The 25,792-nt window shown below is 73.1% G+C and carries 16 protein-coding genes; 7 read left to right on the top strand and 9 right to left on the bottom strand.

Annotated elements, in window-relative coordinates; genetic code table 11:
* Positions 1 to 30 precede the first annotated feature (30 nt).
* From treS to ACIP84_RS24155, 3 genes are all read right to left on the bottom strand, one after another.
* Positions 31 to 1,743 (bottom strand): maltose alpha-D-glucosyltransferase, encoded by a 1,713-nt coding sequence (treS, locus tag ACIP84_RS24165; protein ID WP_355957773.1) that lies wholly within the window; start codon positions 1,741 to 1,743, stop codon positions 31 to 33.
* A complete protein-coding gene (locus ACIP84_RS24160; RefSeq protein WP_401800176.1) occupies positions 1,740 to 3,725 on the bottom strand; it encodes an alpha-1,4-glucan--maltose-1-phosphate maltosyltransferase in 1,986 nt (661 codons plus the stop codon). The genes treS and ACIP84_RS24160 overlap by 4 nt, the downstream gene beginning before the upstream one ends.
* A 320-nt stretch (positions 3,726 to 4,045) precedes the next feature.
* Positions 4,046 to 4,972: an SDR family oxidoreductase gene (locus tag ACIP84_RS24155; protein ID WP_401800175.1), complete on the bottom strand. Its 927-nt coding sequence runs from the start codon at positions 4,970 to 4,972 to the stop codon at positions 4,046 to 4,048.
* A gap of 118 nt (positions 4,973 to 5,090) precedes the next feature.
* Here ACIP84_RS24155 and ACIP84_RS24150 point away from each other — a divergent pair, with 118 nt between their 5' ends.
* The 6 genes from ACIP84_RS24150 to glgP all read left to right on the top strand — a co-directional run bounded on the left by ACIP84_RS24150 (position 5,091) and on the right by glgP (position 14,460).
* Positions 5,091 to 6,074, top strand: coding sequence for an AraC family transcriptional regulator (locus ACIP84_RS24150; protein ID WP_187623177.1), 984 nt, complete (start codon positions 5,091 to 5,093; stop codon positions 6,072 to 6,074).
* 228 nt (positions 6,075 to 6,302) lie between these two features.
* The gene (locus ACIP84_RS24145; protein ID WP_401800173.1) at positions 6,303 to 7,733 is read left to right on the top strand and encodes a 4-hydroxyphenylacetate 3-hydroxylase family protein; all 1,431 of its coding nucleotides are present in this window, start codon (positions 6,303 to 6,305) and stop codon (positions 7,731 to 7,733) included.
* Positions 7,730 to 9,163 (top strand): MFS transporter, encoded by a 1,434-nt coding sequence (locus ACIP84_RS24140; RefSeq protein ID WP_401800170.1) that lies wholly within the window; start codon positions 7,730 to 7,732, stop codon positions 9,161 to 9,163. Before ACIP84_RS24145 ends, ACIP84_RS24140 begins: the two co-directional genes overlap by 4 nt.
* A gap of 91 nt (positions 9,164 to 9,254) precedes the next feature.
* Positions 9,255 to 10,361, top strand: coding sequence for a monodechloroaminopyrrolnitrin synthase PrnB family protein (locus tag ACIP84_RS24135; RefSeq protein ID WP_401800527.1), 1,107 nt, complete (start codon positions 9,255 to 9,257; stop codon positions 10,359 to 10,361).
* A 22-nt stretch (positions 10,362 to 10,383) separates the two neighbouring features.
* Entirely contained in the window at positions 10,384 to 11,763 is a 1,380-nt protein-coding gene (locus ACIP84_RS24130) for an FAD-dependent monooxygenase (protein ID WP_401800168.1), read from the top strand.
* 129 nt (positions 11,764 to 11,892) lie between these two features.
* On the top strand, positions 11,893 to 14,460 hold the full coding sequence (glgP, locus tag ACIP84_RS24125; RefSeq protein ID WP_355957793.1) for an alpha-glucan family phosphorylase: 2,568 nt from the start codon (positions 11,893 to 11,895) through the stop codon (positions 14,458 to 14,460).
* A gap of 19 nt (positions 14,461 to 14,479) precedes the next feature.
* Here glgP and ACIP84_RS24120 read toward each other — a convergent pair whose 3' ends face one another.
* From ACIP84_RS24120 to ACIP84_RS24105, 4 genes are all read right to left on the bottom strand, one after another.
* Positions 14,480 to 16,024 (bottom strand): sensor histidine kinase, encoded by a 1,545-nt coding sequence (locus ACIP84_RS24120; protein ID WP_401800166.1) that lies wholly within the window; start codon positions 16,022 to 16,024, stop codon positions 14,480 to 14,482.
* Positions 16,017 to 16,673, bottom strand: a complete 657-nt coding sequence (locus tag ACIP84_RS24115) for a response regulator transcription factor (protein WP_355957799.1) — start codon at positions 16,671 to 16,673, stop codon at positions 16,017 to 16,019. Before ACIP84_RS24115 ends, ACIP84_RS24120 begins: the two co-directional genes overlap by 8 nt.
* 126 nt (positions 16,674 to 16,799) lie before the next feature.
* The gene (locus tag ACIP84_RS24110) at positions 16,800 to 18,830 is read right to left on the bottom strand and encodes a M4 family metallopeptidase (RefSeq protein WP_355957802.1); all 2,031 of its coding nucleotides are present in this window, start codon (positions 18,828 to 18,830) and stop codon (positions 16,800 to 16,802) included.
* 204 nt (positions 18,831 to 19,034) lie between these two features.
* Positions 19,035 to 19,949 (bottom strand): TetR/AcrR family transcriptional regulator C-terminal domain-containing protein, encoded by a 915-nt coding sequence (locus ACIP84_RS24105; protein ID WP_401800163.1) that lies wholly within the window; start codon positions 19,947 to 19,949, stop codon positions 19,035 to 19,037.
* Between the two features lie 125 nt (positions 19,950 to 20,074).
* Between ACIP84_RS24105 and ACIP84_RS24100 the strand changes: the two genes are divergently transcribed.
* Positions 20,075 to 21,568, top strand: a complete 1,494-nt coding sequence (locus tag ACIP84_RS24100; RefSeq protein WP_401800161.1) for an MFS transporter — start codon at positions 20,075 to 20,077, stop codon at positions 21,566 to 21,568.
* A gap of 248 nt (positions 21,569 to 21,816) precedes the next feature.
* Here ACIP84_RS24100 and ACIP84_RS24095 read toward each other — a convergent pair whose 3' ends face one another.
* Both ACIP84_RS24095 and ACIP84_RS24090 read right to left on the bottom strand, forming a co-directional pair.
* Entirely contained in the window at positions 21,817 to 23,733 is a 1,917-nt protein-coding gene (locus tag ACIP84_RS24095) for an ABC transporter ATP-binding protein (protein WP_401800159.1), read from the bottom strand.
* Complete coding sequence (locus ACIP84_RS24090; RefSeq protein ID WP_355957811.1) at positions 23,730 to 25,574, bottom strand: ABC transporter ATP-binding protein; 1,845 nt, start codon at positions 25,572 to 25,574, stop codon at positions 23,730 to 23,732. The genes ACIP84_RS24095 and ACIP84_RS24090 overlap by 4 nt, the downstream gene beginning before the upstream one ends.
* Positions 25,575 to 25,792 lie beyond the last annotated feature (218 nt).

The raw sequence follows: 25,792 nt of genomic DNA, 5'->3' as shown, positions 1-25,792 counted from the left end.
CACCCCGGACGAATCCGAACTGACCGGCGGTCAGCCCTTCTTGAGACGGAACCAGTAGAAGCCGTGTCCCGCAAGGGTCAGGAGGTAGGGGAGCTGGCCGATGGCCGGGAACGTCACCCCGCCGATCAGCTCCACCGGCTGGGTGCCGTCGAAGCGTCGGAGGTCGAGTTCGGTCGGCTGCGCGAACCGCGAGAAGTTGTTCACGCAGAGGACGAGATCGGCATCCATTCCCTCTTCGGGGGTGGTCTCGCGGAGGAAGGCGAGCACCGCCGGGTTGGACGCCGGGAGTTCGGTGTACGTCCCCGTCCCGAAGGCCCGGTTCTGCTTCCGGATCTCGATCATCCGCTTCGTCCAGTGCAGCAGCGAGGACGGCGAGGCCATGCCCGCCTCGACGTTGGTCACCTGGTAGCCGTGGACCGGGTCCATGATGGCCGGCAGGTAGAGCCGTCCCGGGTCGCAGGAGGAGAAGCCGGCGTTCCGGTCGGGGGTCCACTGCATCGGGGTGCGGACGCCGTCCCGGTCGCCCAGCCAGATGTTGTCGCCCATGCCGATCTCGTCGCCGTAGTAGAGCACCGGCGAACCGGGCAGCGAGAAGAGCAGCGCGGTGAACAGCTCCATCTGCTTGCGGTCGTTGTCGAGGAGCGGGGCGAGACGGCGCCGGATGCCGATGTTGGCCCGCATGCGCGGGTCCTTGGCGTACTCGGCGTACATGTAGTCGCGCTCTTCGTCCGTGACCATCTCGAGCGTGAGCTCGTCGTGGTTGCGCAGGAAGATGCCCCACTGGCAGCCGGAGGGGATCTCCGGGGTCTTCGCCAGGATCTCGGAGACCGGGTAACGGGACTCGCGCCGTACGGCCATGAAGATCCGTGGCATCACCGGGAAGTGGAACGCCATGTGGCACTCGTCGCCGCCGGAACGGAAGTCGCCGAAGTAGTCGACGACGTCCTCCGGCCACTGGTTGGCCTCGGCGAGCAGCACCGTGTCCGGGTAGTGGTCGTCGATCTCCTTGCGGACCCGCTTGAGGAAGGCGTGGGTCGCCGGGAGGTTCTCGCAGTTGGTGCCCTCCTGCTGGTACAGGTACGGCACCGCGTCGAGCCGGAAGCCGTCGATCCCCAGGTCCAGCCAGAACTTCAGCGCGGACAGGATCTCCTCCTGCACCGCCGGGTTCTCGTAGTTGAGGTCGGGCTGGTGCGAGAAGAACCGGTGCCAGTAGTACTGCTTGCGCACCGGGTCGAAGGTCCAGTTCGAGGACTCGGTGTCGACGAAGATGATCCGGGCGTCCGCGTACTGCTTGTCGTCGTCGGCCCAGACGTAGTAGTCGCCGTACGGCCCCTCCGGGTCGCGCCGCGACTCCTGGAACCACTCGTGCTGGTCGCTCGTGTGGTTCATGACGAAGTCGATGACCACCCGCATCCCGCGCTGGTGGGCCGCGTCGACGAACTCGACGAAGTCGGCCAGGTCGCCGAACTCGGGCAGCACCGACGTGTAGTCGGCGACGTCGTAGCCGCCGTCCCTCAGGGGGGACTTGAAGAACGGTGGCAGCCAGAGGCAGTCCACGCCCAGCCACTGGAGGTAGTCCAGTTTGGACGTGATGCCCTTGAGGTCGCCGACGCCGTCCCCGTTGCTGTCCTGGAAGGACCGGACGAGGACCTCGTAGAAGACGGCCCGCTTGAACCAGTCGGGATCGCGGTCCTTGGCGGGAGTGTCCTCGAAGGTGTCGGGGACGGGCTCGTTGACAGTCATGATGTGGGTGACCCTCCGGTCTGCGGGGACGGTCGCAGGACGAGGACGTGCGCGGGTGTGACACCCGGCTCTAGGCGCACGTAGCTGGTCCTGCCCCAGTGATAGGTCTCGCCGGTGAGCTCGTCGCGCACCGGCACGGTCTCGTGCCAGTCGAGGCCGAGTTCCGGCATGTCCAACGAGAGCGTCGCCTCCTGGGTGTGGTGCGGGTCGAGGTTGACGACCACCAGAACGATGTTCGAACCCGAACGCTTGCTGTACGCGATCACCTGCGGGTTGTCCGTGTCATGGAAGGTGAGATTCCGCAGCCGGCGCAGAGCCGGGTGACGGCGCCTGATCCGGTTCAGGGCGGTGATCAGCGGGGTGATCGTCGCCCCGGCACGCTCCGCCGACTCCCAGTCACGCGGCCGGAGTTGGTACTTCTCCGAGTCGAGGTACTCCTCGCTGCCGTCCCGCAGCGGGGTGCCCTCGCAGAGCTCGTACCCGGCATACATGCCCCACGAGGGCGACAGCGTCGCCGCGAGCACCGCCCGCGCCTCGAACGCCGGCCGGCCGCCCTCCTGCAGATAGGCGGGCAGGATGTCCGGGGTGTTCACGAAGAAGTTCGGCCGCATCTGCGCCGCCGTCTCGCCGGACAGCTCCGTCAGGTACTCCGTGAGCTCCTCCTTGGTGTTCCGCCAGGTGAAGTACGTGTACGACTGCTGGAAGCCGATCGCGCCGAGCGTCCGCATCATCGCCGGCCGGGTAAAGGCCTCTGCCAGGAAGATCACGTCCGGGTCGGCGGCGTTGATCTCGCCGATCACCCGCTCCCAGAACACCACCGGCTTGGTGTGCGGGTTGTCGACGCGGAAGATCCGCACCCCGTGGCCCATCCAGTGCCGGAGGATCCGCACGGTCTCCGCGACGATCCCGTCCATGTCGACGTCGAACGCGATCGGGTAGATGTCCTGGTACTTCTTCGGCGGGTTCTCGGCGTACGCGATCGAGCCGTCCGGACGGTGGTGGAACCACTCCGGGTGCTTCTCCACCCACGGGTGGTCCGGGGAGCACTGGAGCGCGAAGTCCAGGGCGATCTCGAGACGCAGCTCCCGGGCCCGCGCCACGAAGGCGTCGAAGTCCTCGAAGGTCCCCAGGTCCGGGTGGAGCGCGTCGTGCCCGCCCTCCGGCGAACCGATCGCCCACGGCACGCCGACGTCGTTCGGCGCCGCGGAGAGGGAGTTGTTGGGGCCCTTGCGGTGGGTCTCGCCGATGGGGTGCACCGGCGGCAGGTAGACCACGTCGAAGCCCATCGCCGCCACCGCCGGGAGCCGCTCGGCGGCGGTGCGGAAGTTCCCCGGGACCGTACGGCCCTTGACCTTCCGTACGCCCTCGGAGCGCGGGAAGAACTCGTACCAGGAGCCGAACAGGGCGCGCTCCCGCTCCACCTGCAGGGGCAACGCGGGCGAGGACGAGAGGAGTTCGCGCAGCGGGTGCCGGCCGAGGGACTCGACGACCCGGGGGTTCAGGGCCGCCGCGAGCCGGACCGCGGCGGGCCGGGACGCGTCGCGCAGCGCGTCCGCGGCGGCGAGCACGGCCTCCCGGGCGCCGCCCTTCTTCGGGACGCCCTTCGCCGCCCGCTCGTGCAGCTCGGCGCCCTCGGCGAGGACCAGTTCGGAGTCGATCCCGGCCGGGATCTTGATCCTCGCCGTGTGGCGCCAGGTGGCCACCGGGTCGCTCCACGCCTCGACGGTGTACGTCCACCGGCCCTCGGCGTCCGGGGTGACCTCGGCACCCCACCGGTCGGTGCCCGGCGCCAGTTCGCGCATCGGGGTCCAGGGGCCGGGGCGGCCCGAGGGGCCGTGCAGCACGACATTGGCGGCGACCGCGTCGTGGCCCTCGCGGAAGACGGTCGCCGTCACCTCGAAGGACTCTCCGGCCACCGCCTTGGCGGGGCGCCGGCCACAGTCGACCAGCGGGCGTACGTCCAGTACGGGAATGCGTCCCATGAGCGGATTCACAGCATCACCTGACGGGTTACGGGGGTGCGGGTGGTGGTTGTGCGCTCTTTCTAGCTCCGTCGACGGCCGACGGGTTGCGGGCATGGCCGCTCCTGTCCGCGTTCACTCGGATGGCGGGTCCACAGGGATGAACAGGGGTCACGGGGAGAAGGGTTCGGGGGATTACCGGTGAAGCCTTCCCACGGTTCTCGGGTGGGCAATCCCGGCGCTTTGTTAACTACTAGGGCGTAGCCGAAGCGGCAAGCACAGGACCCGGACAAAGAAAAGACCCCGCCCTTGTGGGGCGGGACCTGTTCCGCGCGTCGCGGTCAGCGCTGCGAGGGCGTGTCCGAGGACCAGACCTGCCACGGCTGGCGGGCCACCCATTCCTCCACCGGAGGAGGTCCGAGGGCCAGGACCTCCGTCGACACGCCGTCGTCGTCCGCCATCAGGAGCGGATCGGCGCCGCTCGCCATGAAGTGGTAGATCCCGGCCACCCCGGCCGCCGTCTCCGGGCCGAGCAGCCGGGCGAGGCTCCGTTCGAAAGCGGCCGGATCCAGCTCCTCGTACCGCACCGCCCGGCCGAGCCCCCGGCCGAACGCCGCCGCGAGCTCGCCGCCAGTCAGGGAGCGTTCCCCGCCGATGTCGAACGTCCGCCCCTCCAGGTCCTCCCGGGTGAGCGCCGCGAGCGCCGCCTCCGCCAGGCCCCGGTGCGACAGCCACGCGGTCCGCGCGGAGGCCGGCAGCGGATAGGCGAGCACGCCGTCGTCGACCAGGGCGGGCCCGTTCCACGGCGAGAACAGGTTGTCCAGGTACACCGGCGGACGGATCACCACCAGCGGCACCCCGCTGTCCCGCAGCACCCGCTCCGCGAGCCGCCGCGTCTCGAAGGCCGCGACGTCCGTCGGACCCAGCGGGATGCGGGTGTTGGCGTTGAAGACCAGCCGCTCCGTGCCCGCCTCCAGGGCCGCCTCCGCGACGTTCCGCGCGTACGCCTCCACCCGCTCGCTCTCGTACACCAGAGGCATCGTCATGAACGCGTGCGTCGTCCCCTCGAAGAGCTGCCGCACATCGTCCGGACGGCCCAGATCACCGGCGACGAAGGCGGCCCCCGGAAGCGGCGGCCGGTCCGCCGAGGGCCGCCGTGTCAGCGTGTGGACCCGGTGGCGCCGCTCGGCGAGCAGACGGGCCACCGCACCCCCCTGGAACCCCGTCGCGCCCACGACCGCCACCCGCATCGGTATCTCACTGGACATGTGTGTCTGAGGCCCTTCGATAGACTTTCCCGGCTGTGGTGTCGGCGTCTTTCCAGGCTCGCCGCCACGGCTTCGGCCGTTCAATTAACAAACCGGGGCGGAAGTTGAAGGATCGTCCATGGCAATCGTGGGAACCGACCGTCACGCGCAGCAGCCCGAGCTGGAAGAGCAGGACGACCTGCTGAGCGAACTGCTCAAACCCCTCCGGCTCACCGGAGTCTTCGACAGCCGCTGGCACGTCCGCGCCCCCTGGGCCATCGAGGGCGACGCCGAACGCAGCTGCGCCGTCCTCCACTACGTCGTCGAGGGCGACTGCTGGATCACCACCGAGGCCGAGGCCCCGGTCGAACTGCACGCCGGCGACCTCGTCGTCTTCCCGACCGGCACCGCGCACCGCCTCTCCGACCGGCCCGACCGCCAGGGCCTCCCGCTCAAGGCCGTCCTGCCCGAGCGGCATCCCGGCACCTCCGGCGAGATCGTCATCGAGGGCAGCGGCCCCGAGAGCCGGCTGCTCTGCGCCGGACTGCACTACGACGCCAGCGCCGCCACCGGGCTCTACACCTCGCTGCCCTGGGCACTCGTCCTCGACGGGCCCCAGGTCGCCCGCGAGCCGCTGCTCCGCGACACCCTGCGGCTGCTCGCCGCCCCGGACCGGCCCGTCGGCCCCGGCGACCGGCTCATCACCCTGCGCGCCTTCGAGATGGCCCTGGTCCTGGCGCTCCGCCCGCTGCTCCGGGAACTCGCGGGCAACCCGGCCTCGCTGCCCCTGCTCCGGCACCCCGGGATCAGCCGGGCCGTCGTCATGATGGCCACGCGGTTCGCCGAACCCTGGACCATCGACTCCCTCGCCCGGGAGGTCGGCATGTCCCGCTCCGCCTTCACCGCCTCCTTCCGCGACCTGGTCGGCGAGTCACCGGCCCGGTACCTCGCCGCCCGCCGTATGCAGGAGGCCGGCCGGCTCCTCACCGAGACCTCCCTCCCGCAGTCGGCCGTGCCCGCCCGCGTCGGATACCAGAGCGCCGTGGGCTTCCACCTCGCCTTCCGCAAATGGTTCGGGGTGACCCCGGGGGAGTACCGCTCGGGAGCCGACCGGGCCGCCTGAAGGACGGCGGACCGGCGCTCCTCGACGGCCGGCGGACGGCCGGTGGGCGGCCGTCCGGACGGTGCCCTGCGGCCGTCCGCGCCGCCCCGGATCCACCGACCTGACATCTTCGGGACTCCCTGGCCGGTTCTTAAGGACCCCTGGACGGACGCTCATTGTCCGGACGGGTCGCCCCGGACAGGCTCGGGACCGGCACAGCCGTGACACCCGAGGAGAGGCGATACACCGGTGACGAGGTCCGGGCAGGAGTATCTGGAGGGGCTGCGCGACGGGCGCGAGATCTGGCTCGACGGGGAGCGGGTCAAGGACGTCACCGCCCACCCGGCCTTCCGGTCCACCGCCGCCTCCTTCGCCGGGCTCTACGACCTCGCCGACGACCCCGTCCACCACCCCGTCCTCGTCCAGGGCGGGGTGCGCCGGGCGTACGCCGTGCCCCGCTCGTACGAGGACCTCGTCGCCCGCCGCCGCGCCTTCCGCACCACGGCCCGGGCCAGTTTCGGCTTCCTCGGCCGCACCCCCGACTACATGGCCGCCGGCGCGGCCGGGTTCGCCGCAGCGCCCGCCGTCTTCACCGGCGGGACCTTCGACGGCGCCGAGCACGCCCTCGCCTTCCACCGCCGGCTCGCCGAGGGCGACCTGCACTGCGCGTTCACCCTCGGCAACCCGCCCCCGGGCCACGGCGGGGAGGACCTCACCCTGCGGGTCGTGGCGGAACGGGACGGCGGGATCGTCGTCCGCGGCGCCAAGACCGTCGGCACGGGCGCCGTCTTCGCCGACGAGATCCTCGTCGGCACCATCGAGCCGCTCCCCGCCGACGACCACGCGCACGCCCTGACCTTCGCCGTACGGCCCGACACCCCCGGCCTCGGGCTGATCTCCCGCACCTCGTACGAGGAACGCTCCCGGTCCGTCTTCGACCACCCGCTGTCCTCCCGGTACGACGAGAACGACGCGATGCTGGTCTGCGAGGACGTCTTCGTGCCCTGGGAACGGGTCCTCACCCACCGCGACCCGGCCACCACCGGCGCCGTCTGGTGGCAGACCCCCGCCTACCTCCACCTCGTCCACCAGTCCGCGACCCGCTTCTGGACCAAGCTGGAGTTCCTCACCGGCCTCGCGATCCTCATCACCCGCTCGAACGGCACCGAGAGCCTCCCGCCCGTCACCCAGGCCGTCGGCCGGCTCCTCGGCATGGTCGCCCAGGCCAAGGCCTTCGTACTCGCCGCCGAGGCCTCGTTCGAGGAGGTCGACGGCGGACGCGGCGGCGTCCGCCCCGGGCAGGACATCTCCTTCGCCCAGCGGATCATGGCCGGCGAGCTCTACCCGCGGGCCGTCCAGGACATCAGGCTCCTCGCGGGCGGCGCCCTCGTCCAGCTGCCCGCCGGCGGTCGCGACCTCCTCCACCCCGAACTCGGGCCCCTGGTCCGCCGCTACTTCGGCACCACCGGCCACCCCGCGGAGGACCGCGTCAAGCTCCTCAAGCTCGCCTGGGACGCCCTCGGTTCCGAGTTCGCCGGACGCCACGAGCAGTACGAGCGCTTCTACCACGGCGCCCCGCACGTCTACCTGACCATGCAGACCCTGGCCGGCGGCGCCGACGACTGCGAGAACCTCGCCCAGGCCTGCCTCGACGGCTACGGCCTCGGGACGAACCGGTGACGACGGCACCGGCACCACGGCGCGGGGCACTCGCCCTGCTCGCCGCCACCCAACTGCTGCTCATCATGGACACCGCGATCGTCAACGTCGCGCTGCCGTCCGTCGGCGAGGACCTCACCGCCGGCTCCGCGGACCTCTCCTGGGTCGCCAACGCCTACCTCATCACCTTCGGCGGACTCCTCCTCCTCGGCGGCCGGACCGCCGACCTCCTCGGCCACCGGCGGGTCTTCCTCGGCGGCCTCGGCCTGCTCGCCGTCGCCTCCGCCGCAGGTGGTCTCGCCCCCGGCGCCGACGCCCTCGTCGCGGCCCGCGCCGCCCAGGGCGTCGGCGCCGCGTTCGCCGCGGCCGCCGCGTTCGCCCTGCTCCTCCTGCTCTTCCCCGACGGGCCCGCCCGGCACCGGGCGCTCGGCGCGTTCGCCGCGATGGGCGGCCTCGGCGGAGTCCTCGGCACGGTCCTCGGCGGCGTCCTCACCGACCTGCTCGGCTGGCGTTCCACCTTCTGGCTGAACGTCCTGCTCGCGGCCGTCCTCGCCGGCCTCGCCCCGCTCGTCCTCGACCGCCGCACCGGACCCGTCCGGCAGGGCGGCTTCGACCTCGCCGGGGCGCTCACCGCCACCGCAGGACTCGGACTCGTCGCCTACGCGCTGGTCGGCGCGGCCGACGCCGGACGGCTGTCCGCCCGCACCCTCGGCGCCGGAGGAGCGGGCCTCGCGCTGTTGCTCGCCTTCACCGCCGTCGAGGCCAGGGCCGCCGCGCCCCTCGTCCCGCCGTCCGTCCTGAGCCGGCCCGCGCTCCGGCTGTCCAACACCCTGGCCGCACTCGCCCAGACGACCCTGTTCCCGATGTTCTTCCTGGTCAGCCTCCACCTCCAGAACGTCCTCGGGTACTCGCCCCTCGGCGGCGGCCTCGGTCTGCTGCCGCTGTCGCTCGTCGTCGTCGCGGTCGCCCCGCAGACCGGCCGGCTCATCTTCCGGATGGGCCTGCACCGGACGATGACCCTGGGATTCGTCCTGCTGTGCGCGGGGACCCTGTGGCTGGCCCTGGCCCTCACCCCCGACGGCGGCTTCGCGGCCACCGTCCTCGCCCCGAGCCTGCTCCTGGGCGCCGCCCTGCCGCTCGTCATGGTCACCACGAACGTGGCGGCCACGGCGGAGGCCCCGGCCGAGGAGACCGGACTCGCCTCCGGACTCGTCAACACCAGCCAGCAGTTCGGCTCCGTCCTCGGCCTCGCCGTCCTGGTGGCCGTCGCCACGAGCCGTACGGAGGCCGTCGACGCGGCCCGCGCGGCCGCCGAGACCTCAGGACACCGCGCCGCCCTGCTCACCGGTGCCGCCTTCGCCGCCGCGGCCGCACTCCTGTCCGTACGCCTCCACCCGCCGAGACGGGTGCCGCAACCCTCCCCCGGGCACCAGGTCCCGGACCGCCACTGACCGCCCCCACCGGAAACACCGCCCCCCGACCACCGGCGAGTGAGCCGTGCCTCTTCGGCGAACAGAGCCCCGGAAAAGAGGAACCCCCGTGCTGCTGGGCGACCCACGTCACCGCACCGAGGACATACGCGCCGCCGACCCGCTCGGCGCCGACGGCCTGCTCGCCGCCGTGCCCGCGATGAACGCCGACGCCGACGTCGCCGCGCTCACCGTCGCGCTGCGCGCCCTCGTGCCGGACATCGACCGGGCCGCCCAGTGGAGCGTCGGCCACGCCCTCGCCGCCATGCGGGACCTCGGCATCCTGCTCGGCTCGCTGAAACGCCACGGCGTACAGCCCCTCAGCGCCGTGCCCGAGGCGCTGCCCGTCCTCGAACTCCTCGGCCGCCGCACCGACATGGTGCCCAGGGACACCGTCCACCACTACACGACCTGGAACCCGCCAGGCCCCCGCCGCCGTTCCTACACCGGCCACCCGACGGAGGCACGGCTCCAGGACGCGGTACGGATGGTCTTCCCCGGCCTCGTCGCCGCGGTCGACGACTGCGCCCGCGTCGCCCGCCTCGAACCGTACGACCCGGGCTTCGCCACCGCCCTCGACCGGGTGGCCCGCCACGTGCGGGTGATGGTCGACTCCATCGACCTCACGGTGGCGCAGGTGTCCCCCGAGTACTTCGCGGCCACCCTGCGCCCCTACTTCGAGGAGATCGAGGTGGACGGCCGGGACTACCTCGGCCCGGCCGCCGCGCAGGTGCCGCTCTGGCTGGTCGACCTGACGCTGTGGCAGTGCGACCGCTCCGACCCCGCCTACGAGGCCTTCCTCGCGGAGTCCGTGCCGTACGCCCTGCCGGCCTGGCGCGCCTTCCACACCCGGCACCGGGGCGGGGTGTCGGCGGTGAGCAAGCTCTCGGCCGCCGTCAGCTGGGAGGGCGCGGACCGGCTCCCGCCCTCGCTGACCGCGTCGGCGGAGGCGCTCGGCCGGGTGCTGCGCCTCCTGAAGACCTTCCGGGCCCGGCACCTCGGCATCGCCCGCAAGGCGTACAGCGAGGAGACCCGGCTGTACGAGGAGGGCAGCGGCGGGGCCCCGGTCGCGCTGCTGCGCTCCATCCTGGATCTGACCAGGGAGAACGAGACCATGGTGCGCCGCGCGACCGTGCGGCGCCGTCCCGCAGGGGCCCCCGTCGGGCCGTCGGCCGCGTAGCGGCGCCGAAGGAGCAGTCGTCATGTCCCCCCACACCCCCTCCGCGTTCCTCCCGGTCCACCGCCGCCGTCCGGCGCCGGACTACGGGCAGAGCCCGCACGTCGTGATCGCCGGCGGCGGCATCGCCGGCCTCACCACCGCCCTCTCCCTGCACGCCGCCGGCTTCGAACGGGTGACGGTCGTGGAGACGGCGCCCGCGATCCGCCCGGTCGGCGCCGGGCTCAACCTGATGCCGAACGCCGTCCGCGAACTGGATGCGCTCGGCCTGCTCGACGCCCTGGAGGCGGGCGCCCTGCGCACCCGCGAACTGCGCTACTACCACCGCTCCGGCGGGCTGATATCCCGGGAACCGCGCGGCCTGGGCGCGGGCTACCTCTGGCCGCAGCTCTCCGTCCACCGCGGCCACCTCCAGCAGGTCCTCGCCGGCGCCGTACGGGCCCGGCTCGGCCCCGGCGCCCTGGTCACCGGGGTCCGGGTGAGCGGCGTGGAGCCGACACCGGACGGGCGGCCCCGGCTGCGGCTCGAACACCGGTCGGGCGCCGTGCACGGCCGGGCCTCCCTCGAACCGGACGTGCTCGTCGGCGCGGACGGCATCCGCTCGACGGTACGGGCGGCGCTGCACCCGGGGGAGGGCGAGCCGCCGTGGAACGGGATGCTCGTGTGGCGGGGGGTGTCCCGGATGCCGGCGAGGGCGGTGGGCTCGTTCATGCTCATCGCCGGCGACGACCGGCAGAAGGCCGTCGTCTACCCCATGGGCCGGCCGACCGGACCCGACCGGGAGGTCCTGGTGAACTGGGCGCTCGCCCGCCCGGCCGAGCGCACCTGCCGGGCCGGGACGGCCGCGGGGGAGGAGCGGCTCCTCGGCGACTGGAACCGCTCCGTCCCCGTCGGGACGTTCCTCCCGTTCTACGAGGGCTGGGAGTTCGACGGCGTCAGCGTCCCCGACATCCTGCGCGCCGCCGACTCCGCGTACGAGTACCCGATGGTCGACCGGGAGCCGCTCGACCGGTGGACCCACGGCCGCACCACCCTCATCGGCGACGCCGCCCACGCCATGTACCCGATCGGCTCCAACGGGGCGAGCCAGTCGATCGTCGACGCGCGCGCCCTCGCCCACGCCCTCGCCCGGCACGCCGACCCCGAGGACGGCCTCGCCGCCTACGAACGGGACCGCCGCCCCGTCACCACCGCGCTCCAGCGGGCCAACCGCGAACAGGGCCCCGAGGTCGTCATCGACCTCGCGCACGCGCGCGCCCCGCACGGCTTCACCGACATCCACCAGGTCATCCCCGCCGAGGAACTCGCCGCCATCGCCTGCCGGTACGCCGCGACCGGCGCCTTCGACCCGGCGACCGTGAACCAGGGCTCCCCGTACGAGGTCCCCCTCCCGGCCGTCGGCTGACACGCGCCCCACCGCTCCCCGTGCGCCGTCGCACGGCGGGAGGGGTGTGCCCTAAGGTCTGGGCGGAACGACGGACGCACAGCGTGGTGCGTCCACTCCGCTCCGTACTCGCCTGCGAAGGTGGAACGCGTGAAGGCAATCCGTCGATTCACCGTGCGTCCCGTCCTCCCCGACACCCTTCGACCCCTCGCCGACCTCGCGCACAACCTGCGCTGGTCCTGGCACGAACCCACCCGCGCCCTCTTCGAATCCCTCGCCCCCGAGGGCCTTTCCGACGGCACCGACCCCGTCCGGATCCTGGGCGCCCTCGAAGCCCCCCGGCTCGCCGCGCTCACCGCCGACCAGGACTTCCTGGCCCGGCTCCGGGCCGCCGCCGAGGACCTCGACACCTATCTGCACGCCCCCCGCTGGTACCAGCAGGCCGCCGGGCGAACAGCCGACGCGCCCGCCGCCCTCGCCTACTTCTCACCCGAGTTCGGCGTCACCGCCGCCCTGCCGCAGTACTCCGGCGGCCTCGGCATCCTCGCCGGCGACCACCTCAAGTCCGCCAGCGACCTCGGCGTCCCGCTCATCGGCGTCGGCCTGCTCTACCGGCACGGCTACTTCCGCCAGTCCCTCGGCCGGGACGGCTGGCAGCAGGAGCAGTACCCCGTCCTCGACCCCGGGGAGCTGCCGGTCACCCTGCTCCGCGAGGCCGACGGCGCCCCCGCCCGGATCACCCTCGACCTGCCCGGCGGGCGCAGTCTGCACGCCCACCTCTGGATCGCGCAGGTCGGCCGCGTCCCCCTCCTGATGCTCGACTCCGACGTCGAGGAGAACGCCCCCGGCGAACGCAGCGTCACCGACCGGCTGTACGGCGGCGGCAGCGAGCACCGGCTCCTCCAGGAGATGCTGCTCGGCATCGGCGGCGTCCGCGCCGTCCGTACGTACACCCGGCTCACCGGCACCCCCGCGCCCGAGGTCTTCCACACCAACGAGGGCCACGCCGGCTTCCTCGGCCTCGAACGCATCCGCGAACTCCAGGGCGAGGGACTCGACTTCGACAGCGCCCTGGAGACCGTCCGCGCCGGGACCGTGTTCACCACCCACACCCCCGTCCCGGCCGGCATCGACCGCTTCGACCGCACACTGGTCGCCCGCCACCTCGGCGAGGACGGCGCGCTCCCCGGCGTCGACACCGGGAAGGTCCTCGCACTCGGCGACGAGACCCCGCTGGGCGGCGAGCCCGGCGTCTTCAACATGGCGGCCATGGGCCTGCGCCTCGCCCAGCGCGCCAACGGCGTCTCCACCCTCCACGGGGCCGTCAGCCGGGCCATGTTCGCCGGGCTCTGGCCGGGCTTCGACGCCGAAGAGGTGCCGATCACCTCCATCACCAACGGCGTCCACGCCCCCACCTGGGTCGCGCCCGAGGTCGGCCTGCTCGGCCCCGACCCCGCCGACCGCGAGCTGTGGGAACTCCGCCGCACCCTGCGCGAACGACTCGTGACCGACGTACGGGAGCGGCTGCGGGCGTCCTGGCGGCAGCGCGGGGCGGCCGCCGCCGAACTCGGCTGGACCGACTCCGTCCTCGACCCCGACGTCCTCACCATCGGCTTCGCCCGCCGGGTCCCCTCGTACAAGCGGCTCACCCTCATGCTCCGCGACAAGGACCGGCTGCGGGCGCTGCTGCTGCACCCCGAGCGGCCGGTGCAGCTCGTCGTCGCGGGCAAGGCGCACCCCGCCGACGACGGCGGGAAGCGGCTCGTGCAGGAACTCGTCCGGTTCGCCGACGACCCCCGGGTCCGGCACCGGATCGTCTTCCTGCCCGACTACGGCATGGCGATGGCCCGCGGCCTCTACCCGGGCTGCGACGTCTGGCTCAACAACCCCCTCCGCCCGCTGGAGGCCTGCGGCACCAGCGGCATGAAGGCCGCGCTCAACGGCTGCCTCAACCTCTCCGTCCTCGACGGCTGGTGGGACGAGTGGTTCGAGCCGGACTTCGGCTGGGCCATCCCCACCGCCGACGGGGCCGCCGCCGCGGACGAGGACCGCCGCGACGACCTGGAGGCCGCCGCCCTCTACGAGCTGATCGAACGCCGGGTCGCCCCCCGCTTCTACGACCGGGGCCCCGACGGCGTCCCGGCCGGCTGGACGGCGATGGTCCGCCGCACCCTCACCGACCTCGGTCCGAAGGTGCTCGCCGACCGCATGGTCCGCGAGTACGTCGAGCGGTTGTACGTCCCCGCCGCGGCCGCCCGCCGGGCGCTCACCCCGGACCGGGCGCGGGACCTCGCCGCCTGGAAGGCCCGGGTCCGGGAGGCCTGGCCCAAGGTGACCGTCGACCACGTGGAGGTCGGCGACGACCTCGCGGACGACCTGGCCGATGCCGAGCTCGGCGCGACCCCGGTCGTCCGCGTCAAGGTCACCCTCGACGGGCTGCGGACCGACGACGTGGAGGTACAGGTCGTCACCGGCCGGGTCGACGCCGACGACACCCTCGCCGACACCCGCGCCGTCCCGCTGAAGCCGGCGGGCGGCCCGGACCTGGAGGGCCGGCAGCCGTACGCGGGCACCCTGGCACTCGACCGCACCGGCTCCTTCGGCTGCACGGTCCGCGTCCGCCCCTCCCACCCGCTCCTCGCCCACCCGGCGGAACTCGGCCTGGTGGCCCTGCCGGAGGAGACGACGGGGGAGGGGGCGGGGGTGCTGCTCCGGTAGGGCGCGAACCTGTCCCGTCCTAGGGCACCTCGGCCTTGTCGGCGAGGTGCCCGGCGACGAAGCACAGCCGGTACACCGGCACGGCGGCCAGCATCGTCGAGCGGTAGTACCGGCACTCGTCCATGCCGGGCGGCTCCGGCGGAGCCACCTGCGGTGCGGCGTCCAGCGGATGCTCGGGCCAGTCGTCGACGGCCGCGTCGAGCTGCGCGGGCGTCTGACCGATCCGGATCCTCGCGTAGTCGTCCGGCTCCAGGTACGACTGGGCCTGCGTCCACGCGGCGACCCCCAGCATCAGCGCGCCGAGCGCGGCGAGGAGCGCGAGCGGGATCCAGATCGCCCGCGCCAGGCCCTTGCGGACCTCGCGGCGCGCCAGGTCCAGTTCCCTGGCCGAGGTGGGGGCGGCCGGCAGCGGCGCGGGGGCCTTGCGGGGCAGCACGGCGGTCAGGGCGAAGCCGCCGTCCTCGGTGGCGCGGTGGGTGAGGGTGCCGCCGGCGAGCCGGACGCGCTCGCCGAGACCGACGAGGCCGGTGCCACCGGAGCCGGACCCGAGGGAGGGCCCGCCCGTGCCGGGACCGCTGACCACCTCGACCCGTACCGTCGCGGCCTCGTCTCCCTCCGGGGCGACGGCGATCGACACCGCCGCGCCGGGCGCGTGCTTGGCCGCGTTGGTGAGACCTTCCTGCACGACCCGGTGCAGGGCGAGCCCCGACATCCCCGGCAGCGGGGACACCGGTGCCGCGGCGAGGGTGACCGTGAGCCCCGACGCGCGGGCGCGGGCCGCCAGTTCCTCGACCGTCTCACCGGGCGGACTCGTCGGCGCCGCGTCGTCCTCCTCGCGCAGGACGCCGATGATGTCCCGCAGCCGGGCCGTCGCGTCCGCCGCCGCGCGACGCAGCTCGCCCACCGCCCGCTGCTGGTCGGGGCCGAGGGCCGGGGAGACCTCCAGGGCGCCCGCGCGGATCGCGATCAGGGCCAGGTCGTGGCCGAGCGAGTCGTGCATGTCGCCCGCGATCCGGGACCGCTCCCGCAGCCGCTCCCGGTCGGCGACCGCCGCCTGCTCGCGCTCCATCCGGTCCGCCAGCTGCCAGCCGCTCTGCACGAGGCGGTCGTACTGGCGCACGTACCGGCCGATCAGCCAGGGCGCGACGACGGCGAGGGCGAGCGCGAGCAGCAGGGTGAACCACTGGCCGAGCGAGGTACGGGTGACCCAGGTGAGGACGAGCCCCGTGGCCGCGATCGCGCCGAACAGCCAGAGCGCCGCCCGGGTGTGCTCCTGGCGCCGCCCCGCGAGGTATCCGAAGGCGACCAGGGCCAGGCTGTACGAGGGGGTGAACAGCTCCAGGCCGGCCGGCAGGCTCGCCGCGACCGTGGCCGCGAGCGACACCAGCGGCCACCTCCGGCTGACCGCGACGCAGCCCGCGAGGACCACCACGCCGACGGACACCCGGGTCCAGCTGCCGCCGTCGTTAGGGTCCGACTTCAGCAGGACGGGCACGCAGAGCAGCAGCCACAGGAGGAGGTCGAAGAGGCGCTCGCGCAGCGGCTCGCGCGGTGCCTCACGCATCGGTGACCAGGCCCGCCTCGTACGCGAGGACCGCGAGCTGGACCCGGTTGCGCAGGCCGAGCCGGCCGAGGACCGCGCTGACATGGGCCTTGACGGTGCCCTCGACGACGTACATGCGGTCCGCGATCTCCTGGTTGGAGAGCCCGGCGCCGAGCAGGGCGACGACCTCCCGCTCCCGGCCGGTGAGCCGGTCGAGGCGGGCGCGTGCGGTGGCGGCGCGGGTGAGGCGCTCGCCGCCGAGGGTGTCGATGACCCGGCGGGCGACGGTGGGGGAGAGGGCGGCGCCGCCGCCGGCGACGGCCCTGACCCCGGCGATCAGTTCGCGCGGGTCTCCTGACTTGAGCAGGAAGCCGCTGACGCCGCTGCCGAGGGCGCGGGCGATGTACGCGTCCTCGGAGAAGGTGGTGAGCATGACGACGGCCGCGTCCGGGACGGCCCCGCGCAGCTCCTCGGCGGCGCCGAGTCCGTCGAGCCGGGGCATCCGGATGTCGAGGAGGACGACGTCGGGGCGGTGTTCGCGGGCGAGCTCGACGGCCTCGTGGCCGTCGCCGGCCTCGGCGACCACCTCGATCCCGGGGTCGGTGGCGAGGATGGCCCGCACCCCGGCCCTGATCATCGTCTCGTCGTCGGCCAGCAGCACCTTGATCATGGGTCCCAGGGTACGGAGGGTCCGTGCGGCCGCCGGGACGCACGGACGCCCGGAGGGAAGGATCCCTCCGGGCGTCCGGCACTTGTGACTCGGGTCACTCACTCACCCGTGGGCCCGCTCGCGGGCTTACGGGAAGGTGAGCTTGAAGCTGTTGATGTAGCCGGTGTCGACCGAGGCCTTGTCCTGGACGCGGAGCTTCCAGGCACCGTTGGCGACCTCGGAGGAGGCGTTCACGGTGAAGGTCTGGACGATGTTGTCGGCGCTGCCGCCCGACCGGTTGGACAGGCTGTAGACCGAGCCGTCCGGGGCGACGAGGTCGACGATGAGGTCACCGCGGTAGGTGTGGACGATGTTCACGTCCACCTTGAGGGCGGAGGGCGCGTTCCCCGTGACACCCGTGACGTTGACCGTCGAGGTCACCGCGGCGCCGTTGTCCGGGATGGACACGTCGGCGGTGTTCTCGAAGACCTTGCCGGGCTGCGGCTCGCCGCCGCCCGGGCGGGTACCGACGGCGATGGCGGCCCAGGCGTGCTGGACCGCGAGCGTCTCGGGGCTGTTGGCGCCGTACAGCTCGGTGGCCACCGCGACGGTGCCCGTGCGGGCCCCGGCGTAGTTGGTGTTCGAGCTGAACTTGGTGGTGAGCGCCTTGAACCAGATCAGCGAGGCCTTGTCACGGCCGATGCCGGTGACGGGCAGGCCGTCGGAGGTCGGCGAGTCGTAGTTCACGCCGTTGACGGTCTTGGCGCCGCTGCCCTCGGAGAGCAGGTAGTACCAGTGGTTCGCCGGGCCCGAGGAGTAGTGGACGTCGATGCCGCCGAGGCCCGAGTACCACGCGTCCTTGGACGAGCCGTCCTTGCTCGGCTTGTCCATGTAGCGCAGCGGGGTGCCGTTGCCGCGGATGTCGATCTTCTCGCCGACCAGGTAGTCGCCCGGGTCGTTGGCGTTGTTCGCGTAGAACTCGACGGCCGCCGCGAAGATGTCCGAGGTGGCCTCGTTGAGGCCGCCGGACTCGCCGCTGTAGACCAGGCCGGCGGTGTTGGAGGTGACGCCGTGCGTCATCTCGTGCGCGGCCACGTCGATGGAGGTGAGCGGCTTGGTGTTGCCCGCGCCGTCGCCGTACGTCATGCAGAAGCAGGAGTCCGACCAGAAGGCGTTGACGTACGCGTTGCCGTAGTGGACCCGGGAGTACGCGCCGACGCCGTCACCGCGGATGCCGCTGCGGCCGTGCACGTTCTTGTAGTAGTCCCAGGTGAGCGCGGCGCCGTAGTGCGCGTCGGCACCCGCCGTCTCCTTGTTCTGCGGCGTGCCGTTGCCCCACACGTCGGTGGTGTTGCTGAACAGCGTGCCGGTGCCGGACGTACCGCCGTTGAGGTTGTACGTCTTGTGGTTGCCGCGGCCGGTGTCGGTCAGCGTGTACGAGGGCGCGGTGCCGAGCGTCACCTGGCCGCTGTACTGCGTGTTGCCGGTGCCGGTCTCGATGGCCTGCCACTCGAAGAGCTTCGCGCCGGTCTTCGCGTCCGTCACGACGTGCAGCTCGTTCGGGGTGCCGTCGTGCTGGAGGCCGCCGACGACGGTCTCGTACGCGAGGACGGGGCTGCCGTTGGCGGCCCAGACGACCTTGCGCGGGGCGCGGTCGGCCTTGGCCTTGTCCGAGCCGTCCGCCTGGGCGAGGCCGACGGCCTGCTTCTCGGCGGCGGCCGGGGCCACGGTGGCGGAGGTGGAGATGTTCTTGAGCTCCGCGCGGGTGGACTTGGTGACACCGGTGGTCGCGCCGGCCTTGGTCTCGGCGACGATGAGGTCGCCGCCCAGGACGGGCAGCCCGGCGTAGGTGCGCTCGTAGCGCGTGTGGGTCGTGCCGTCGCGGTCCTGCACGACGTCACGGACGACCAGCTTCTCCTGGGCGCCGAGGCCGAGTTCCTTTGCCGTGGCGGCCTTGTCGGCGTCGGCCGCCTTGATGAGCGCGGTGCGCTCGGCGGGGGTGAGGTCGGCCGGGAGCTTGCCGGGGTTCGCCGAGGTGCCCTGCTGGGCCTTCGGGGCGATGCTCCAGGGGGCGTCCGCCGCGGTGGCGGCGCCTGTCTGGACGCTCACGGCGAGCATGGCGGCGGCAGCGATCAGAGCGCCGGTCGCGGTGGCGCGACGGCTGGGCGTGGATCTCACGCAGACTCCTTCTTGCGAGGGGGGTACCGGCGGACTGGGTCGGGCCAGCCGGGCGGAGCAAGCAGAGCTGTGGAGCACGTTCGGGTGAAGCGGCGAACTCTGGTGCGAAGAGCCGGGGAGAGAGTGACAGGAATGACGAGGACCTGTCAGGAGTGCGTCGGCAAGTTGGCCGGAAATCGTTCGCTGCTCGTAAGGCCGTGTTCGTTAAGCGGACGTTTCATCGATCAAGGACGCGATGCCGTCCAGTGTTCGCCCGAGCCCGAATTCGAAGAGCGTCCGCAGATCGAGACCGAACCAGTCGCCGCTCGTCACCAAGGCCAACTCCGGGTACGCCCCACCCGATTGGATCGCGTCGAATCGTGGCTCGTTCTGTTCCATCCACTCGTCGTCGGAGATGCCCGAATCCTGTCGGGCCTGCTCCTCCAGATCGTCCGCCATCGACAGCCCCTGCACGTAGGCGAAGATCGCCAGATGCGTGTGGATCTTCTGGGCGCGGGTGAGCGGCGTGCCCCTCATGGCCCGCAGTATCCACTCCGTGTACGCCATCGCGTTCGGCGTCGCCACGGGCCGCGTGTACGAGGCCATCGCGTGCGCCAGCCACGGGTGCCGGGCGTACACGTCACGCAGCCAGCGCGCGCCGTGCTCCAGGCCCGTCCGCCAGTGCGCCGGCACCGGACCGAGCGGGACCTCGCCGCAGGCCGCGTCCGTCATCAGGCGGATCAGCTCCGGCTTGCCAGGGACGTGGCGGTACAGGGCCATCGTCGAGACGCCGAGCTTCGTCGCCACCCGGCGCATCGTCAGGGTGTGCAGCCCCTCCGCGTCGGCGAGTTCGAGGGCCGCGGTGACGATCTCCTCCCGGGCGAGGGGACGCGCCGCCCCGCCCCCGCCCCGGGCGCCCTTCGCCACCGGCGCGACCACCGTGCCCACCCCCGGCTCCGGCCGGGCCAGGCCCTCCTGGCGCAGCACCGCGAGCGCCTTCGTGGCCGTCGCCATGGCCACACCCCACTCACGGGTGATCGCCCGCGTCGACGGAAGCCGGTCCCCCGGGCCCAACTCGCCCACCTGCACCCGGCGACGGAGCTCGGCGGCGATCGCGAGGTAGGGCGGCTGCGTCGGCATGGCGGGAGTGTACTAGTGCACCTGGAGGCGTGTACACGTCCCTGAACTGCGCACTCGTACAACGGAGTCCAGGTGCACTAGGGCGGGAATGGCGCCGTACGCACACCGCTGCTTCCCTCCTCCCCATGACACTCACCGCACACCCGGAGCCCGCCACCGGGCCCGGCCCCGCTCGCGCCGGCCGCCGCGAATGGACGGCCCTCGGCGTCCTCATGCTGCCGCTGCTCCTCGTCTCCATGGACGTCTCCGTCCTCTACTTCGCCATCCCCTCCATCAGCGCCGACCTGCGGCCGGGAGCCACCGAACAACTCTGGATCCTCGACATCTACGGCTTCGTCCTCGCCGGGCTCCTCATCACCATGGGCGCGCTCGGCGACCGCGTCGGGCGCCGCAAGGTCCTGCTCGGCGGCACGGCGCTGTTCGGCCTCGCCTCCGTGGCAGCGGCGTACGCGCACACCCCCGGCGCCCTGATCGGCGCCCGGGCGCTGCTCGGCATCGGCGGCGCCTGCCTCATGCCCGCCACGCTCGCCCTGATCCGGGTGCTGTTCGCCGACCCGGCCCAGCGCGCGAAGGCCGTCACCCTGTGGACCTCGGTGATGGCGAGTGGCATCGCCCTCGGGCCCGTCGTCAGCGGCGCGCTCGTCGAGCACTTCTGGTGGGGGTCCGTGTTCCTCGTCAACCTGCCGGCCATGGCCCTGCTCCTCGTCCTGGGGCCGCTGCTGCTGCCCGAGTCCCAGGGGGCCGTCACCGGACGGTTCGACGTCCTCAGCGCCGCCCTCTCGCTCGGAGCCCTGCTGCCGCTCATCCACGGCGTCAAGGAGCTGGCCGAGGACGGCTGGGCGCCGCTACCGGCGGGCGGTGCCGCCGTGGGGCTGCTCGTCGGTCTGCTGTTCGTCCGCCGCCAGGCGCGGCTCGCCCACCCCATGGTCGACCTGTCACTGCTGCGGAACCGGGCCTACGGCGGCTCCGTCCTCGCCAACCTGCTCGCGATGACGGCGACGGTCGGCTTCGCCGTCTTCCTCACCCAGTACCTGCAGTCCGTCCTGGGCCAGAGCCCGTTCGAGGCGGCGCTCTGGAGCCTCGTGCCGACCGCGGGCGTGCTGGCCGCCGCGCCCACGACCGCGGCGCTGGCCCGGAAGACCGACCGGGCGTACGTGATGGCCGGCGGGTTCCTCGTGTCCGCCGCCGGCTTCGCCTGGCTGGCCGGCATCGACCGCGCCACGCCCCTGTGGGTGGTCATCGCGGCCAGTGCCGTCTACGCCGGCGGCCTCGTCTCCACGATGACCCTCGCCAACGAACTGGCCCTCGGCGCCGCACCGCCCGAACGGGCCGGCTCCGCCGCCGCCGTCCTGGAGTCGGGAGCCGAGCTGGGCGGCGCGCTGGGAATGGCGCTCCTGGGCGCCCTGGGCGCGGCGGTCTACACCGGCGCGATGCCCGCGGACGCGCCGACCGCGGCACGCGAGACCCTGGGCGGCGCGCTGGCCTCCGGCCCGTCGGTGCTGGACGCCGCGCGGACCGCGTTCGTCGACGCGATGGGTGCGGTAGCCGTCGGGGCGACGCTGCTGATGGCGGCCTCGGCCGCACTGTCCCTCATCCTGCTGCGGAAGGCACGCCCCTGAAACGGGAGTGGGGGACGTGGAGGGGGCCGCGTTCGGGACGTAAAGCGTGATTTGTGGCGCGAACAGCACCTTCACCCCAACTGCGGCGAAGGCGCCGTAAATCATGCAGTCCCGAATGCGGCCCCCGGAACGGCCCCCACGGCACCCCCACGGGTGAAGGCAGCCCGGAGGCAGTCCGAAGCCCCGGCCCGGAGCCCCGCCCCCGAGCCCCGCCCCGGAGCCCCGCCCCGGAGCCCCGGCCCGGAGGCTCAGCCCACCAGGCTCTCCCGCCAGGCATGGTGCAACCCCGCGTAATGCCCCTCACCGGTCACCAGGTCCGAAGGCGCACCGTCCTCGACGATCCGCCCCGCCTCCATCACCAGGACCCGGTCCGCGACCTCGACCGTGGACAGCCGGTGGGCGATGACGACGGCCGTACGACCCGCCAGGACCGTGTCCATGGCCCGCTGCACCGCCCGCTCGCCCGGGACGTCCAGCGAACTGGTGGCCTCGTCCAGGATCAGCACCGCCGGGTCCGCGAGCAGCGCCCGCGCGAAGGCGACCAGCTGGCGCTGACCTGCCGAGATGCGGCCGCCCCGCTTGCGTACGTCCGTGTCGTACCCGTCCGGCAGGCCCTTGATGAAGTCGTGGGCCCCGATCGCGCGGGCCGCGTCCTCGATCTGCTCGCGGGTCGCCTCCGGGCGGCCGATCGCGATGTTCTCGGCGACCGTACCCGAGAAGAGGAACGCCTCCTGGGTGACCATGACGACGCCCCGGCGGAGGTCCGGGGTGGTGAGGTCGCGGAGGTCCACACCGTCCAGGCGCACAGCGCCGTCCGTGGGGTCGTAGAAGCGGGCGAGGAGCTTCGCCAGGGTGGACTTGCCCGCACCCGTCGCCCCCACCACCGCGACCGTCTGGCCGGCGGGGACGGTCAGGTCGAAGGTGGGGAGGACCTCGCCGCCCGTGCGGTAGGCGAAGCGGACCTTGTCGAAGGTGACCTCGCGCCCCGGGGAGCCCGTGCGGGCGGGCAGGGTGGCGGGGGCCGTCGTCTCCGGGACTCCGGGCTCCTGGGCCAGGAGCCCCGCGATCTTGGCGAGGGACGCGGCGGCCGACTCGTACGAGTTGAGGAACATGCCGAGCCGGTCGATCGGGTCGTAGAGGCGCCGCATGTACAGGACCGCCGCCGCGAGGACGCCCAGTTCGAGGGAGCCCGAAGCCACCCGGTAGGCGCTCCAGAGGCACATGCCGGCGACCGCCGTGTTGGCGACCAGCCGCGAGCCCACGACGTAGCGGGCCATCTCGAGGAGCGCGTCGCCGTTGCTGCGCTCGTGCCGGTGGTTGAGCGCCGCGAACTCGGTCTCGTTCACCCGCTCCCGGCGGAACGCCCGTACCGGACGGATGCCGTTCATCGTCTCCGCGAACTTCACGATGACGCCGGCGATGGCCGTGGACCGCTCGGCGTACACCGCCCCGGCGCGTCGCCGGTAGACGCGCACCAGGAAGGCGAGGGGGACGAAGGACGCCACCGCCACCGCGCCGATGCCCAGGTCGAGGTAGAGGAGGATCGCCGAGATCGAGACGAAGGAGAGGACGACGCCGATCAGTTCCTGCAGGCCCTCCGAGAGGAGCTCCCGGAGGGACTCGACGTCGGTGGTGGAGCGGGAGATGAGCCGGCCCGAGGTGTACCGCTCGTGGAAGTCGACGCTCAGGATCTGCGAGTGGCGGAAGATGCGGCCGCGCAGGTCGAGGAGGACGTCCTGGTTGACGCGGGCCGCGCCGCGGACGAAGACGTACTGGAGGACGCCCGAGAGCGCCGCGCAGAGGAGGTAGCCGAGGGCCACCGCGAGGACGGGGCCGTGGTCGCCCGCGCGGAACGCGGGGACGCCCTCGTCGATGGCGTACGCGACGAGGAGGGGGCCCGCCTGGACCGCGCCCTCCTTGACGAGGAGCACCAGGGCGGCGACCGCGACCCGTACGCGGTGGGCCGAGAGGAGCGAGCGGAGCAGGGCGCCCGTGGCTCCGGGGGGTGCCGGTAGGTCGTCGCGGTCGAAAGGATCGCCGGTCTGCTGACCCGCCGGTGCCGCCTGATCCGCCTGATCCGTGCGATCCGCCTGATCCGTGCGATCCGCCTGATCCGTGTGAGCTGTTTGTGTCGTGTGTGCTGCTTGTGTCGTCTGTTCCGTCATCGGGGTCCGCCCTCGCCTTCGCCGGACATCAGCCAGGCGTACTCCTCGCTGCTCCGCAGCAGCTCGTGATGGGTGCCCACGGCCGTGATCCGGCCGCGGGACAGCAGTGCCACCCGGTCGGCCAGCATCACGGTCGACGGGCGGTGCGCCACCACGAGTGCCGTGGTGTCCCGCAGCACCTCCCGCAGCGCCGCCTCCACACGCGCCTCCGTGTGGACGTCGAGCGCGGACAGCGGGTCGTCCAGGACCAGGAAGCGGGGGCGGCCGACGACCGCCCTCGCGAGGGCGAGCCGCTGCCGCTGTCCGCCGGACAGGCTCAGGCCCTGCTCGCCGACCTGGGTCCCGGCGCCCTCGGGCAGCCGCCCGACGAAGCCGTCGGCCTGCGCCACGCCGAGCGCGCGGCGCAGTTCCGGCTCGCCCGCCGCACCGTCCGCGCCCATCAGGACGTTCTCCCCGACGCTGGCGGAGAAGAGGGTCGGTTCCTCGAAGGCCATCGACACCAGGGACCGCAGCCGGTCCCGCTCCATCAGGGCGATGTCCTCGCCGTCCAGGAGGATGCGGCCGCCCGAGGCCTCGTGCAGCCTCGGTACGAGGGCGGTGAGCGTGGTCTTGCCGGAGCCCGTGCCGCCGACCAGGGCCAGGGTCTCGCCGGGGCGGATGTGCAGGTCGATGCCGTCCAGGACGGGCGGGGCGTCCGCCGGGGCGTCGGGGTAGCGGAACGACACGCCCTCGAAGCGCACCCCGCCCGGACCGCCGGCCGGAGTGGCCCGGGCGCCCCCGGCGGCCGGGGCGGTGTCCGGCTCCTCCTCGGCGTCCATCACCTCGAAGTACCGTTCCGTCGCGGTCGCCGCCTCCTGGCTCATCGCGAGGAGGAAGCCGATCGACTCCACCGGCCAGCGCAGCGCCAGGGCCGTCGACAGGAACGCGACGAGCGTGCCCGCCGACAGGTCGCCGTCCGCCACCTGGACCGTGCCGAGGACGAGGGCCGCACCGATGGCCAGCTCCGGTACGAAGGTGATGACCGCCCAGATCATCGCGAGCAGCCGCGCCTTGAGGAGTTCGGTGCCCCGCAGCCGGCCGGAGAGCTCCCGGAAGGCCGTCGCCTGGCTGCGGTGACGGCCGAAGCCCTTGACGACGCGGATGCCGAGGACGCTCTCCTCGACGACCGTCGTCAGATCGCCCACCTGGTCCTGGGCGCGGCGCGCGACCGCCCCGTACCGGCCCTCGAAGACCGAGCAGACGATGACGAGCGGGATGACCGGAGTGAGGAGGACGAGCCCGAGGGACCAGTCCTGGGCGAGCAGCAGGACGTAACCCGCGAGGATCGTCACGGCGTTGACCAGCAGGAACGTCAGCGGGAAGGCCAGGAACATCCGGACCAGCATGAGGTCGGTCGTGCCGCGGGAGAGGAGCTGGCCCGAGGCCCACCGGTCGTGGAAGGCGATCGGGAGCCGCTGGAGCCTGCCGTACAGATCGGCCCGCATCCGCGCCTCCACGCCGGACAGGGGCCGGGCGACCAGCCACCGCCGGTATCCGAAGAGCACCGCCTCGGCGACGCCGAGCAGCAGGAGGTAGAGCGCCCCCAGCCACACGCCGCCCGGGTCCCGGTCCGCGACCGGCCCGTCGACCAGCCACTTCAGTACGAGCGGGATGACGAGCGACAGACAGGACGCGACGATCGCGACGAACGCGGCCGTGAACAGGCGCGCCCGCACGGGCCGCACGTACGGCCAGAGACGGAGCAGCGTCCGCACCGCGGAGCGGTCGTGGGCGGCGGGAGCGCCGTGGCCGTCGGGGGAGTCGGGGGCGGGGGGCTCTGGGGCGACAGGTTTCTCGGGCATCAGGCCCGACCATACGGTTCACCACTGACACGTCTCATCCTGTTTTCCGGCCAGGCGGGGCACGCCCCGGACGGCGGCGAGTCGTACCCGCCGTCAACCGGCCGGTCGACGGCCGGGACGCGCGAGCCGGCCGACGCCAGACTGCTCGTGAACGACCGCGCGTCCGCGGTCGCCGCCGGATACGGCCGGGGGATCCCCGGCCGCGGCCGACCGTCCCC

Origin of the sequence: Streptomyces sp. NPDC088707 (assembly GCF_044752725.1) — a bacterium.
In the GTDB taxonomy this organism is placed as follows: Bacteria; Actinomycetota; Actinomycetes; order Streptomycetales; family Streptomycetaceae; genus Streptomyces.
This window is presented reverse-complemented; position numbering and strand designations above follow the sequence as displayed.